Annotated in this window: 13 protein-coding genes; 8 read left to right on the top strand and 5 right to left on the bottom strand. The window is 44.7% G+C overall.

Annotated elements, in window-relative coordinates:
- Positions 1-168 precede the first annotated feature (168 nt).
- Positions 169-1,332, bottom strand: coding sequence for a GuaB3 family IMP dehydrogenase-related protein (locus ACE1CD_RS17605; protein ID WP_374794182.1), 1,164 nt, complete (start codon positions 1,330-1,332; stop codon positions 169-171).
- 236 nt (positions 1,333-1,568) lie between these two features.
- Here ACE1CD_RS17605 and ACE1CD_RS17600 point away from each other — a divergent pair, with 236 nt between their 5' ends.
- Genes ACE1CD_RS17600 through ACE1CD_RS17590 form a run of 3 tightly spaced genes read left to right on the top strand, consistent with a single transcriptional unit; the run spans position 1,569 to position 6,146 of the window.
- A complete protein-coding gene (locus ACE1CD_RS17600; protein ID WP_374825792.1) occupies positions 1,569-1,787 on the top strand; it encodes a hypothetical protein in 219 nt (72 codons plus the stop codon).
- Positions 1,778-2,167, top strand: a complete 390-nt coding sequence (locus ACE1CD_RS17595) for a hypothetical protein (RefSeq protein ID WP_374825790.1) — start codon at positions 1,778-1,780, stop codon at positions 2,165-2,167. The genes ACE1CD_RS17600 and ACE1CD_RS17595 overlap by 10 nt, the downstream gene beginning before the upstream one ends.
- Positions 2,160-6,146 carry a response regulator gene (locus tag ACE1CD_RS17590; protein ID WP_374825788.1) on the top strand — a complete coding sequence of 1,329 codons (3,987 nt, stop codon included), beginning with the start codon at positions 2,160-2,162 and terminating at the stop codon, positions 6,144-6,146. Before ACE1CD_RS17595 ends, ACE1CD_RS17590 begins: the two co-directional genes overlap by 8 nt.
- A gap of 11 nt (positions 6,147-6,157) precedes the next feature.
- Here the strand turns inward: ACE1CD_RS17590 and ACE1CD_RS17585 are convergent, their stop codons facing one another.
- Both ACE1CD_RS17585 and ACE1CD_RS17580 read right to left on the bottom strand, forming a co-directional pair.
- Entirely contained in the window at positions 6,158-7,255 is a 1,098-nt protein-coding gene (locus ACE1CD_RS17585) for an ABC transporter ATP-binding protein (protein ID WP_374825786.1), read from the bottom strand.
- Between the two features lie 35 nt (positions 7,256-7,290).
- On the bottom strand, positions 7,291-7,887 hold the full coding sequence (locus ACE1CD_RS17580; protein WP_374825784.1) for an HD domain-containing protein: 597 nt from the start codon (positions 7,885-7,887) through the stop codon (positions 7,291-7,293).
- Between the two features lie 371 nt (positions 7,888-8,258).
- Between ACE1CD_RS17580 and ACE1CD_RS17575 the strand changes: the two genes are divergently transcribed.
- Positions 8,259-8,921: a class I SAM-dependent methyltransferase gene (locus ACE1CD_RS17575; protein WP_374825782.1), complete on the top strand. Its 663-nt coding sequence runs from the start codon at positions 8,259-8,261 to the stop codon at positions 8,919-8,921.
- A 115-nt stretch (positions 8,922-9,036) separates the two neighbouring features.
- Here the strand turns inward: ACE1CD_RS17575 and ACE1CD_RS17570 are convergent, their stop codons facing one another.
- On the bottom strand, positions 9,037-9,321 hold the full coding sequence (locus tag ACE1CD_RS17570; RefSeq protein ID WP_374794189.1) for a hypothetical protein: 285 nt from the start codon (positions 9,319-9,321) through the stop codon (positions 9,037-9,039).
- A 171-nt stretch (positions 9,322-9,492) separates the two neighbouring features.
- On the opposite strand from ACE1CD_RS17570, the gene ACE1CD_RS17565 reads away from it, so the two are divergent.
- Positions 9,493-10,407 (top strand): LysR family transcriptional regulator, encoded by a 915-nt coding sequence (locus ACE1CD_RS17565; RefSeq protein WP_374825780.1) that lies wholly within the window; start codon positions 9,493-9,495, stop codon positions 10,405-10,407.
- 199 nt (positions 10,408-10,606) lie between these two features.
- Positions 10,607-10,852, top strand: coding sequence for a hypothetical protein (locus tag ACE1CD_RS17560; RefSeq protein ID WP_374825778.1), 246 nt, complete (start codon positions 10,607-10,609; stop codon positions 10,850-10,852).
- A 79-nt stretch (positions 10,853-10,931) separates the two neighbouring features.
- On the opposite strand, the gene ACE1CD_RS17555 is transcribed toward ACE1CD_RS17560, so the two are convergent.
- Complete coding sequence (locus ACE1CD_RS17555; RefSeq protein WP_374825776.1) at positions 10,932-11,447, bottom strand: GNAT family N-acetyltransferase; 516 nt, start codon at positions 11,445-11,447, stop codon at positions 10,932-10,934.
- Positions 11,448-11,485: 38 nt separating this feature from the next.
- Here ACE1CD_RS17555 and ACE1CD_RS17550 point away from each other — a divergent pair, with 38 nt between their 5' ends.
- Positions 11,486-11,983 carry a DUF1648 domain-containing protein gene (locus tag ACE1CD_RS17550; protein ID WP_374794193.1) on the top strand — a complete coding sequence of 166 codons (498 nt, stop codon included), beginning with the start codon at positions 11,486-11,488 and terminating at the stop codon, positions 11,981-11,983.
- A 168-nt stretch (positions 11,984-12,151) separates the two neighbouring features.
- Positions 12,152-13,156, top strand: a complete 1,005-nt coding sequence (locus tag ACE1CD_RS17545) for a fatty acid desaturase family protein (RefSeq protein WP_374825774.1) — start codon at positions 12,152-12,154, stop codon at positions 13,154-13,156.
- The last annotated feature ends 48 nt before the right edge of the window (positions 13,157-13,204 follow it).

Genomic DNA, 13,204 nt, shown 5'->3' with positions numbered 1-13,204 from the left:
CTACCTAAAATAAGGAACCGCCCGAACTTCAGTCCGGGCGGAGTGTGGTGTGAGGAGTGAACGGAAACATGCGTCTCCGCTATTTCTATTGTATGCGACAGATTCGCTTTTTCCAGGGATTTAGCAAGCTGCCCCGGAAAATTTCTCAAGTAAATTTGTTAAGTAAATTTACTTACCCATACCTAATTGTTGAGCTTTTTGGTAAAGCTTGCCTTCGGTTAACAGAGAGGGAGCGATCGCCACTTCGACCTGCTGCATTTCCTTGATATCCTTGGCTCCCAAAGTACCCATGCTGGTTTTTAGTGCGCCTAGCAGGTTGTGGGTGCCATCATCGAGTCCGGCTGGCCCGCGCAGAATTTGCTCGACAGTGCCGGTGGTGCCGACCCGAATGCGGGTGCCGCGAGGCAAAACAGGGCTGGGGGTAGCCATACCCCAATGAAAACCGCGTCCGGGTGCTTCTTTAGCTCTGGCAAAGGGTGAGCCGATCATTACCCCATCAGCACCGCAGGCAATGCACTTGCAGATATCGCCGCCGGTGATCAAACCGCCATCGGCAATTACTGGAATATAATTGCCGGTTTCCCGATAATAGTCGTCGCGAGCTGCCGCACAGTCGGCAACGGCAGTCGCCTGCGGAATTCCTACACCCAAAACGCCGCGAGAGGTACAAGCAGCGCCTGGGCCAATGCCCACCAATATCCCGGCTGCGCCTACTTTCATTAAGCTAAGCGCGACTTCGTAAGTGACGCAATTACCCAAAATTACCGGTATGGGCATTTGGCGGCAAAATTCAGCTAAGTCAAGCGGTGTCACCGATTCCGGCGAAAGGTGAGCGGTGGACACGACTGTAGCTTGCACGAAAAATAGGTCTGCTCCTGCTTTGGCGACGATCGAACCGTACTTAGTTGCGCCTGCGGGAGTGGCGCTGACGGCGGCGATGCCCCCAAGGTTTTTAATTTCCTGTATCCGGCGTTCGATCAGATCTGGTTCGATCGGTTGTGCGTAAAGTTCCTGCATCAGTGGCACAAACTCATCTTTGCCGACTGAAGCAATGCGGTCTAAAATTGGCTCAGGGTCAGCATAGCGGGTTTGGATTCCCTCTAGGTTGAGGACGCCCATCGCTCCCAGCTGGGATAGCAAGACTGCCATGCGGACATCTACCACCCCATCCATCGCGCTGGCAATAATCGGAATTTCTCGCTCTATGCCGCCAATGCGCCAGCGAGTGTCTGCCAAACTGGGGTCTAGGGTTCTAGTCCCCGGCACTAGCGCAATTTCATCAATACCGTAGGCTCGGCGAGCTGTCTTACCTCGCCCAATTTGAATTTCCACGCTCGACTTGTTCCCAAGACTATTTAAGCTAGGGTATCAAATTGCGAGGGAATTTGTGTTTTGGCGATCGGCTTGAGTTAAAGTTGGTTTGTCCAAAAGTGGCTCCTGAGTCTGCTTTTGGGGCGAGTGCGATCGCTCCCAGGCAAAGGGCGGCAACCGAGACAAGGAGGTTCGGCTAACTCAATCGATCGCAATTTTATCGCAACCGCTCTCGTGAGTTAGGACATTCTTAATTCTTGAAATCCAAGATTTATAGCCTCTTCTTACTCTATAGGAGCGATCGCATTTGGGCGATAATTTTTCACTTTCACCAAAAGATTTCTCACCAAATGCAAGATTGTAATTCCTGGCTACGAGCTGAGCTGATAGAAGTTATTCATCAAGGTGCTGCAACAGTCATCTATCGCGGCACTCGGCAAAAAGACCAAATGCCTGTCGCCTTGCTTTGTCAGTAGGTTGCGACGATTTTGTCCGCAAACCTTTCCAAGAGTCAGAAATTTTTGAAAAGATGGGTCAATATCTGGGTGTGTTATATCTGTACGAAGAAGCAAAATCTTTAAATAAAGAACTTAGCTCGACCGGAGGTGATTTACGAGAAAATACTGAGAACAATTGTCGATCGAGTAGCATACCTAATTTAAAGGAAGCTCTCGCGCAAATGCCTGCTGAATGGGTAGCTAAATTGCACGCGGCAGCTATCTCTGCTAGAGAAAAAGAAATTGGGAAATTGCTAGAAGAAATTCCTCCTGAAAATATAGGTCTAGCTGAAGCGCTAGCCAAAAAAGTTCAAGATTTTCGTCTAGATCGAATAATAGATTTAAGAAGCAATGTTTAGCGATCGCACTCAAGAAACTAGGGGAGATATTTTAATCGTTGATGATGTACCGCAAAACCTGCAACTTCTGTCGAGTATACTCACATCTCACGGTTATGAAGTTAGGCGAGTCATCAATGGAAAATTTGCCTTAACTGTAGCCATTTCCGATCCGCCCGATTTAATTTTGCTGGATATTATGATGCCAAATATGGATGGCTATGAAGTTTGCCAGCAGCTCAAAGCCAACGAAATTACCCGCGAAATACCGGTAATTTTCTTGAGCGCTCTCGATGATGTATTGGATAAGGTGAAAGCTTTTAGTGCTGGGGGCATAGACTACATCACCAAACCAATTCAGGATCGAGAAGTCATAGCCCGCGTAGAAAACCAACTTATGATTGTACGTCAGAAAAAACAATTGCGGGAACAAAAAGCGCAATTGGAACAGGAAGTTCGGGAGCGCATCCGTGCAGAGGAAGCAGTCCGACAAAGGGCGATCGCATTGAGCAACCATAACCTAGTTTTGACAAAATTAGCCCAAAGTCCAGCCCTAAATCAGGGAGATTTAAAAGCAGCTTTAGCAGAAATTACAGAAGCTTGCGCTGAAAACATTGGGCTTGAACGTTCTAGCGTATGGTTGTACAACGAAAGGGCTACAAAAATACAGTGCCTTGATTTATTTGAAAAAAGTCACAACCGACATGGCGAAGGAATTGAACTGTTAGAGACAGACTATCCGGCATATTTTCAAGCTTTGCAGCAAGAGGGACCGATCGCAGCAGAAAACGCCCACACCGATCCCAGAACCAAAGAATTTTCTTCGTGTTACCTAACGCCATTAAGTATTGCATCTATGTTGGATATGCCGATTAGAGTAAAGGGAAAAACGGCAGGAGTTGTATGTTTTGAACACGTTGGATTTGCTCGTCATTGGACGCCGGAAGACAAGAATTTCGCTCGCTCGATCGCGAATTTGGTATCTTTGGGGATCGAAGCGCGAGAGCGCAAGTACGCAGAGCTAGCACTGCGAGAAAGAGAAGAATGGTTGAGAACTTTAGTTAGCAACATTTCTGGTGCTGTTTACCGCTGTCTTTGCAATTCCGATTGGACGATGGTATTTATCAGCGATGCAATTCTAGAAATTTCCGGTTATCCGCCCAGCGATTTTATTAACGAGCGAGTGCGCTCCTTTGACAGTATCGTTCATCCTGAAGATAAAGTTAAAGTTAAAAAAACTATCCGGGAAGGTATCAGCAATAAACAGCCTTACTGCATCGAATACCGAATAATTAAAGCCGATGGTAGCATTGCTTGGGTTTACGAAAAAGGTCAGGTAATTTTTGATGGAAACGACAAAATTATATGGCTGGATGGGGTAATTTTTGATATTGGCGCTCGCCACAAAGCAGAAGTAGCTCTGCGTGAGAGCGAACAACGCTTTCGCGCTATTTTTAATTCTAGTTTCCAATTCACGGGGGTACTGCAACCGAATGGCACCGTACTGGATGTAAATCAAACAGCGCTTGACTTCACGGCATCGAAGCGATCGGATCTGCTGGGACGTCCGTTTTGGGAGGTAAAATGGTGGATGGAACCGAGAAAAAATCCCAAAGAAAAAGGCGATCGCAAAAGTGAGCTTGGTGGGGGCAATAATTTAAAGCGCTCCCAAGGTCGGCAAAAGAAAGCTGCTTCCCTGCAACCAAAACAGGAGGAATTAAAAGAAGCGATCGCACGCGCTGCCAAAGGGGAAATCGTCCGCTACGAAGTAGAAATTTTGGGTGCATTGAACACAATCGCCACAATCGATTTTTCGATCAAACCAGTGTTTGATTCCAACCAAAATGTGGTGTTACTGGTGACAGAAGGACGCGATATCACGCAACGCAAACAAGTAGAAGAAACCCTGCGCCAGATGGCAGAAAGAGAGAAAGCGATCGCCAGAGTAATTGAACGTATGCGGCAGACTTTGGATATCGAAAGTATTTTCACCGCTACAACTCAAGAATTGCGACTTCTGATCGATTGCGATCGCATCGTCGTCTATCAATTCCATCCTGACTGGACGGGCGAATTTGTCGCCGAGTCGGTGGGAAGCGAGTGGATTTCTTTGCTGCGACAACAACACAACGACCCCAATTTTGCTAAAAATACCGTACAAGACAGTCGTTGCACTGTAAAAGCTTTGTGCAATAAGGACGCATCTTTGGGAGATAGTTACCAGCAAGAAACTTCACCTACCTACAGCCAAAGCGTAAATTACCTCTGCATCCCAGACATTTACCAAGCTGAGTTTCCCTCACCGTACATTAACCTTTTGGAGCGATTTCAAGCCAGAGCCTACATAATTGTCCCTATTTTTTCTAACAATAAACTATGGGGTTTGTTGGGAGTTTATCAAAATTCTGGCCCTCGCCAGTGGAAAGAAGCAGAAATCAATGTTGTAGTGCAAATTGGCAATCAGTTGGGAGTCGCTTTGCAGCAGGCAGAATTGCTCCAGCAGACTGAGAAACAGTCGGCAGCGCTGCAACAAGCTGTATTGGCCGCAGATGGAGCTAACCGCGCCAAAAGCGAATTTTTGGCGAATATGAGCCACGAGCTGCGTACCCCGCTCAACGCCATTCTCGGCTTTACCCAAGTGATGAATCGTAGCTCATCCATATCCGCAGAGCATCAGCAATATCTGGCAATTATCAATCGTGCTGGCGAACATCTGCTGGATTTGATCAACGATGTGTTGGAAATGTCCAAAATCGAAGCAGGCAGAATTACGTTGCACGAAAATTTCTTTGACTTGATTCGTCTGTTAGAAAGCTTGGAAAAAATGTTTCGTTTAAGAACGGAATCCAAAGGCTTACAGTTAATTTTTGAAATCGCTGCGGATATTCCAGAATATGTGAAAAGCGATGAAGGTAAATTGCGCTCTTGTTTAATTAATCTTCTGGGTAATGCCATCAAATTTACTACAGAGGGTTGTGTAAAGCTGCGGGTATCAGCTATTAATCTGGAAGAATTTGTCAAAAAATTAGGAATCTCGAATAACGAGTCCGAACAAATCATCATAAACTTTGAAGTATCGGATACTGGCCCCGGCATTGCGCCAGAAGAAATTAATCTTTTGTTTGAACCGTTCGGGCAAACAGCAACAGGTCGAAAATCTCAGCAAGGGACTGGATTGGGTTTACCGATTAGCCGCAAATTCGTACAGCTGATGGGAGGAGATATTAGCGTCAGCAGCCAAATAGGTAAAGGCAGCACATTTAGTTTTTATATTAAAATAACGCTCGCTGACGCCAGTAAAATTAAGGCAGATCGGCCACAGAGCAAGGTAATTGCTTTGGCACCCAATCAACCGGAATATCGCATCTTAGTAGCTGACGATCGCTTTGAAAGCCGGATGGTTTTAGTGACATTATTAACGTCGATTGGCTTTCTGGTGCGAGAAGCCGAAAACGGTCGAGATGCGATCGCATTGTGGGAAAGTTGGCAGCCAAACCTGATCTTAATGGATATGCGAATGCCAGTCATGGATGGCTATGAAGCCACTAAATATATTAAATCAAGAGAAATCGGACAGGAGCGATCGACAGTAATTATTGCTCTTACTGCCAACGCTTTTGAGGACGATCGGCAAAGTATCTTGTCAGCAGGTTGTAATGATTTTATCGGCAAGCCATTTCGAGAAGAAATCTTACTAGAAAAATTAAGTCAATATCTAGAAGTCGCCTATCTTTACGAAGATAAAATATCCGAAACACAAGACAGAAACCGCAGAACACAGAAAAATTTGACGCCAGAAGATTTTAAACATTACTTTTCCCAAATGCCAGAGTTGTGGGTGGCACAACTACACTATGCTGCCGCACAATGCAGCGATGAAATGGTTTCAGAGTTGATTGTACAAATTCCCCCAGAATATACGTTGCTGGCGCAAGCTCTTGACGATTTAGTAGACAACTTCGAGTTTGAAACAATTATAAAATTGACTGCAAAAGAGTAAATAGCAGAAATTCAAAGTAAAGGATAGAGAGTATCGCCGGTAGCGGGATCGAACACAAACAACCGATCGAGATCGAGTTGTATGGGGATGCGATCGCCCACACGCACACTCAATTCTGGCGCTGCATAAAAACTCAACTGCACTCCCGACTCCGCTAAAACAGCACGAATTAAAGTCTCCCTTCCCAGCGGTTCTATCACCTTTATTTCCACAAAAAGCGGATAGCGATCGTTTTCTTTAAGAGCCCCCATTCTGATATTTTCTGCCCGCATACCCAAATCCAAACTTTGTCCTTCTCTGAGTTGTAAATTTTCGCGAATAATTGCCGGACAGGGTAAAAATTGCTCGCCTAACTTCAATCTATCTCCCCCATAAGTTGCAGACAAAATATTCATGGGCGGACTACCCAAAAATGTCGCGATCGTTCTGTTGGCGGGACGCGCATAAACTGTTTGCGGTTCGCCAACTTGTTGAAGTTTACCTCGATTCAACACGACAATTTTGTCAGCTAGCGTCATCGCCTCAACTTGGTCGTGCGTAACGTAAATAGTAGTAATTCCTACGCGCTGGTGCAATTGTTTTAACTCTGCCCTCGTATCATCTCGCAATTGGGCATCTAAATTAGATAAAGGTTCATCTAATAGAAAAACTTTCGGTTCGCGTGCGATCGCCCTTCCCAAGGCTACCCGTTGTTGCTGTCCTCCCGATAACTGTTTGGGTTTCCGATCTAACAGGTGAGAAATATCGAGCGATCGCGCCACCTTTTCCACCCTTTCTCTCATTGTTTTCCGGTCAAATTTTCGCATTTGCAACCCAAAAGCCAGATTTTCCGCCACCGTCATATGCGGATAAAGGGCGTAATTTTGGAATACCATCGCCACATCTCTTTGCCTGGGTGGGATATCGTTCACCAAAGTATCGCCAATATAAAGATTACCGCTGGTGGCAGTTTCCAATCCGGCAATTGTTCGCAAAATCGTAGACTTGCCGCAACCGGATGGCCCTACCAATACCCAAAATTCCCCATCGGGAACTTCAAAAGTAATATCTGCGATCGCGGTAGAGTTATTAAACCGTCTCGTTATTTTTTCTAATTTAACGTTTGCCATTTGGTAATTGATATTTATTAATTGAGAAGCAGTAATTAGTTATTTTTATGCCCGCTGTCTAATGCTCCATTAGCCAGATATTCCAATTCTGATACCACTCGTTCCAATTCGTCAATCAGAGGCGATGACCAAACTTTGCGAAATGCCTCCACTAAAGCGCGATAATACCAAAGAGTGCCTTCCCTACCTCCGTAGAAGCGCCCCCACACTGACTCGCCCAATATTCGATAATCTTTCAAAATTGACCGGGAATTATACAGTTTATCGGATGCCGAGACTAATAACACCGATCGCTCAGCTGTGGGAATGTGGGCAATATAATCCTCTTTGCGCTGTCGCCAAGGGGGTTTGGGTGTGGTATCGGCGTCTGTGCAACCATCCACAATTTCAGTTACGGTATCTCCAAAACGGCGACGAATTTCTTCTCGTGTGGCAGCACCGCCTTGGTCTTCAATGGCATCATGAAGAAGGGCAGAAATGGCTTCATCTTCATTCGCCCCATATTCCAAGGCTATGCTAGCGACACCCAGCAAATGGGAAATGTAAGGAACGCCGCTGCCTTTGCGGACTTGGTTCGCGTGCAGTTCGGTGGCAAAAACGAGTGCTTCTGTGAAGCGTTCGGAAAGAACCATTGCAATTTTTTGTTTGATTTTTGCTTGATTCTACCTTACTAATTCGACAATTAACAATAGGCTATGCTATTAAATATATTCCTCGTGCAAATTGGAAAAAATTATATTAAGCATAAGACTTTCATTATATTAAGTGTATAGCCATTTGACCGGACAAAATGAAAACAAAAAGGATTGATATACGCATGACAGAATATGAAATTAAACAACTAGAGTCAGAAGCAGAACATAGAGGCATGACTCGCGAACGAGTTAGTTAGAAGTATGGTTGCGCTTGTTGCCAGAACCTAATATAAAGCCGTCCTAGAAGGACGGGGTTTTAAACCCAAGTTTTTGATAAGGTGTAGGGGTTGTCGATTTCTAAACTAACGATGTCAGGAAATACCCTTGGCTTGAGCGCTCAATTCTATAATTATCTGTTATCTGCCTCTTTACGGGAGCCAGACATTCTGCGCCGTCTGCGAGAAGAAACGGCCAATCATCCTGGTGCCGTAATGCAGGTTGCGCCAGAACAAGGTCAGTTTTTAGCGCTATTAGTGCAATTGATGGGAGCGAAGAAAACGCTGGAAGTGGGCGTTTTTACTGGTTATAGCTCGCTTTCTGTGGCTTTGGCACTGCCTCCAGATGGCAAGATTGTTGCTTGCGATATTAGCGCGGAACACACATCAATAGCTCGTCGCTATTGGCAGCAAGCTGGGGTGGCGGATAAGATCGATCTGCGAGTAGCACCTGCGCTGGACACCTTGGATCGTTTATTAGCAGATGGACAGGCATCGACGTTTGATTTTGCGTTCATCGATGCGGACAAGGCAAATTATGAAAATTATTATGAGCGATCGCTCCAACTTGTTCGTCCCGGTGGTTTGATTGCAGTTGATAATGTCTTGTGGTACGGACGAGTTGCCTATCCTCAAGATCCAGATAAAATTACCCAGATTATGCGAGCTTACAATGAAAAATTGCTTCGTGACGAACGAGTTTTCCTCAGTCTCATTCCCATCGGCGATGGATTGAGCTTAGCGCTGAAGCGATAAGGCTCGCGAAGGCAAAATCCCCTATTAGTATGATGTGGATAGCGCGGATATAGCGATACAAAATAATCCGCGCTCATCTGTGTATTTTCCCACAGGCCAACTTCAAATTTCTTAATTATTGGTAATATTGCTCCTCGATCCAAATCCGCATTTCCGTGTCGGAAGAGGCAGAAACATGACGACCTGTAGCTGGATCGTAAGCGTGCCATTCGCTATGACCAGAGCGATCGCTCTTATGCCAAACTTGCAGCTCGTTTCCATTCACAATAACTTTTAGCAGAGCCTGCCAAATTTTGTTAAGAAATAAGAATTTGTTGGGAGTAGCTTCTTTCAGTTCGCTCTCCGTATTATCCCTTAAGTAGCTTTGTCGATCGTGGAAAAAAGGTGTAGCTAATTTCATACAAATCTCCCTATAAGTAAGAGTCAGTTTATTAGCTTAATTTCACTCTAACCTTGTTGCAATTAAACAACCATACAGAACTTGCATAGCTTGTATGAATAAAATCGATAGATAGAGAGGTAAAATAATTTTGCGGCTTTTGCGAAGAAGCAAACCCCTTGCACAACCTTTATGAATGAAGGCAATACAAGCAATATGAAGCTTTCCCAGCTTCGTGTGTTAGTTGCAGTGGCAGACTGCGGCAACTTCAGCGCAGCAGCGCTGCATATGCAGATATCCCAGTCGGCAGTCAGTCATGCGATCGCTTCTCTGGAGGAAGATTTAGGTGTGGTGTTGCTTTCCAGGGGGCGTCACGGGGCCCATCTCACCCCAGTTGGCGATCGCATCACAGCCCATGCGCGTAAAGTGCTACAGCTAGTGGAAGCAATCGGCAAAGAAGCCAACTTAGAAAAAGGCTTAGAAGGGGGTAGCCTGCGGATCGCCTGTTTTCGCAGCGTCGCAACTCACATCCTACCAACAGCGATCGCCCGATTTCGCCACTGCTTTCCCAATATCACCATCAGTATTACTGAAAACGACACTTTCCCAAGTATCGAACAAGCTTTGCGCGAAGGTTATGCCGATATTGGTTTCACCTATTTACCCACCAGCAATGAATTTGAAACTTGGGAAATTCTGCGAGATGATTACATTCTACTGCTGCCACCAACAACTAAATTGAGAAATAACCAAGTTACTTGGAAAGAGTTAGCTAAATATCCATTAATTGTCAGTTCCATACCTCCCTGCAATGCCTTGACTCGCAAATGTTTGTCCATTGCAGAATACCCCCTCAATATTGCTTACGAAATCAGGGAAGATTCAACTATTGTCAGCATGGTTCAACAAGGTTTGGGAGCCGCTATTCTCCCTCGTCTTGCTGCCGAACCCGTACCGCCCGGTGTGGGAGTGTGCAGTTTGCCGGCGCATTTAGAAAGGGTAATTGGGGTAGCTATTTTGGCAAATGCGCTTCATTCTCCAGCGGTTTATGCGTTTTTAGATGCGCTTAGGAATAAAGGTCGATTTGCTCAAAAAACTGCGGTTTGATGGGAAAGGATAGGTTGCGGTCTCATCAATCAAAATTAGATATCTCTTTTTGTTTAAATTGCGATTAAAAATTATTTTTTATGTCCTATAATATAGATATGTATAATTCGCTCGTTGCGAGTTAATGGTAACTATAATGCCTGTAGCCCTTAAAGATTGCTCGGCTTTACAGGTGTCCTAAAAACAGGAGATGGCTGATATGAATAAGCAATTAACAACCATGCACGAGGAACTCATAAATCTATATCAGGAGCTTGTGATTGACTATGAAGTTCTGGAAAGTAGCTTTGATGCTCTGATAAGCAATGCTAGTAAAACTAAATCTCAAAGTCATAATCTGAGAAATAAAAGTAAGATTTTGATAGCTAAAAGTAAGGCGTTGAGAGCAATGATAGAAAATGAAAAATTAGGGAAAAGTCGCCGCTTAGCGGCGACTTTTCCCTAATTTTTTTGGCGGCAAGATAAGATTAAAAATTACCAAGATAAAACGGTTGGCCGGACTGGTGAAACCGCTCGCTTGTGCATTAAACTTCATCAAAGTAAGTTGGATATCGCACGGTTCCGCTGATATTTTTCAGCGCATCTGGTTGAAGTTCCAGCACCATAAACGCTTCATCGGGAACTGGGAAAGGTGCTTGCACGCCGAATTGACTGGCTGTCTGGAAACCAAAGCGGCGATAATATTGCGGTTCCCCAAGAACAACGACTATACTGTGATTTAATTGCCGACATTTTGATAAACCAGTATGTACCAACTGGGTGCCAATACCTTGATGCTGATGTGCAGGTGTGACGGCTAAGGGTGCGAGTGCGATCGCTCTACTTATCTGTCCTTGTGCTTCAATAGTAATAGGACTGAATAAAATGTGACCCAGCACATTTTCATTCTCTTTTGCGACGATCGAGAGTTCGGGAATGAAATTCGGGGAGTTGCGGATCGTTTCCACGAGTAGAGCTTCATTTGGACGACCGAAAGCAGCGGTCACAACTGACCGAATTTTGACTGTATCGTTGTTTGTTTCGCTCGAAAAATTGACCATAATATTATTGTTGTACCAACCTAATTTTTGAGGAAAATATGACTTCGCGACCTGTTTTAAATATACCGCGATCGCCTCTAGATGGAGCGCTCGAAATAGTCGCTTTTGCCGGAATAGCTTTTAACATCATATACCTCATCGTTAATTGGGCTGCCATACCCGATATTATTCCCATTCATTTTGATGTGTTTGGCAAGGTAGATGGGATGGGTAGCAAGTTGACTATCTTGCTTTTTCCGAGCCTCAGCTTATTGTTTTATGTCTCGTTGACAATAGTAAATCTTTTTCCCCATACATTTAATTATCCCGTACCGATAACAGAGCAAAATGCTTACAGACAATATCAGATGGCTTTGCGTCTGATGAAATGGCTGAAAATGCAACTTATCTGGTTATTTGCATTTATTGAATGGCAAATTATCCAGGCAGCAATACGGCAAGAGTTTGTGCTGAATATAGGATTTTTGTTGGTGATTATTTTGGTTATTTTTGCCACTGTGGGGTATTATCTCTGGCAAGCATATCAGAATCGATGATGCACCGCATTTTGGACACGACTGGAAGGTGCGTTACGCAGAAGCTAACGCACCCTACGCTAAAAAAACTGCCAATTGAAAAAGCTGCACATAACCTGCGTCAGACAAAAAAGACTGTAGCACGATCGAACTGTAGAGTAGAGTATTCGGTATCTGACCGTTTCTGATATGGAAAGCAAACTAACTGCCTTACCAGAAGATTTACAGCCAGTCCCCGTCCAGTCTGGGATTAACTATTTAGAAAAGCCGCCAATCAATGTCCTCCTACTCAAAGAGTTGCATCGCATCGGCAGCCATCGCTATCGGTTAGCGATATTTATCTTTTTCTATATAATTGCCGTTGGTGGTATATTTCTGCTAGTTGAGGCGATCGCAACTCCTTGGCGCTACATTGCCTGCCTGCCATTCTATCTTCTCGCGGCTGCTTCTTTACACGGCATCAGCTTATTTACACATGAAGGAGTGCATGGCGTACTATCAAATAACCCACATTGGAACAGAATTTTAAGTATCCTGTGCGCTTTGCCAGTACTGCAAAACTATTCAGCTTACAAAGTCCTGCACCTCAAGCATCACAAGGATTTAGGTTTAGAAGGCGATCCCGATCGTTACAAAAATTATACCCAGTGGAACTGGTTGGTCTTCCTTATGTACTGGGGAAGGTTGTTAATTGGCTATCCAGTATATATCATCGCGATTCCGATATTGGGATTTCGGCAAGGTCAGAGAAAAGATCGAATTTGGATTGCGATCGAACTTGCTTTGCTGGGATTGTTGGTAACAGCAGTGTTGCTATCCCCCATTCCCCAATCGCTACTAATTCACGGTTGGCTGATTCCCATGTTATTTATTAACACAATGGTCAACATTCGCGGTATGAGTCAACACACTTTATTAGAAGACGAATCGGATCTGATTAGAGGTACGCGCACCATTCTCACCAATCCCATCACCCGATTCTTCATGTGTAATGAAAACTATCATTTAGAACACCACTTATATCCAGCAGTCCCCTGGTACAATTTACCGCGTTTGCATCAAGAACTCAAACAAGAGTTAACGTGGCGCGGCGCACCCTACATCCCTTCCTACTTCGCCTTTGTGCGCGATTTCGTCATTGCCAGTTTTCGCCGCACCAAAGTCGGTAGCATTGCGATCAGTAACCAATTGTGACCTCGAAACAATAGAAATAGCGATCGTATCCTTTCCCCTAACATCCGT

The organism is Aerosakkonema sp. BLCC-F183, assembly GCF_041929145.1.
Lineage (GTDB): Bacteria > Cyanobacteriota > Cyanobacteriia > Cyanobacteriales > Aerosakkonemataceae > Aerosakkonema.
Note: the sequence above shows the minus strand (reverse complement) of the source record. Positions and strands in the feature narration are given on the sequence as shown.

Excerpts from the sequence above, each read along its gene's own strand:
- ACE1CD_RS17590 (WP_374825788.1), top strand. The coding sequence starts at position 2,160 with ATGTTTAGCGATCGCACTCAAGAAACTAGGGGAGATATTTTAATCGTT.
- ACE1CD_RS17585 (WP_374825786.1), bottom strand. The coding sequence starts at position 7,255 with ATGGCAAACGTTAAATTAGAAAAAATAACGAGACGGTTTAATAACTCT.
- ACE1CD_RS17580 (WP_374825784.1), bottom strand. The coding sequence starts at position 7,887 with ATGGTTCTTTCCGAACGCTTCACAGAAGCACTCGTTTTTGCCACCGAA.
- ACE1CD_RS17575 (WP_374825782.1), top strand. The coding sequence starts at position 8,259 with ATGTCAGGAAATACCCTTGGCTTGAGCGCTCAATTCTATAATTATCTG.
- ACE1CD_RS17570 (WP_374794189.1), bottom strand. The coding sequence starts at position 9,321 with ATGAAATTAGCTACACCTTTTTTCCACGATCGACAAAGCTACTTAAGG.
- ACE1CD_RS17565 (WP_374825780.1), top strand. The coding sequence starts at position 9,493 with ATGAATGAAGGCAATACAAGCAATATGAAGCTTTCCCAGCTTCGTGTG.
- ACE1CD_RS17560 (WP_374825778.1), top strand. The coding sequence starts at position 10,607 with ATGAATAAGCAATTAACAACCATGCACGAGGAACTCATAAATCTATAT.
- ACE1CD_RS17555 (WP_374825776.1), bottom strand. The coding sequence starts at position 11,447 with ATGGTCAATTTTTCGAGCGAAACAAACAACGATACAGTCAAAATTCGG.
- ACE1CD_RS17550 (WP_374794193.1), top strand. The coding sequence starts at position 11,486 with ATGACTTCGCGACCTGTTTTAAATATACCGCGATCGCCTCTAGATGGA.
- ACE1CD_RS17545 (WP_374825774.1), top strand. The coding sequence starts at position 12,152 with ATGGAAAGCAAACTAACTGCCTTACCAGAAGATTTACAGCCAGTCCCC.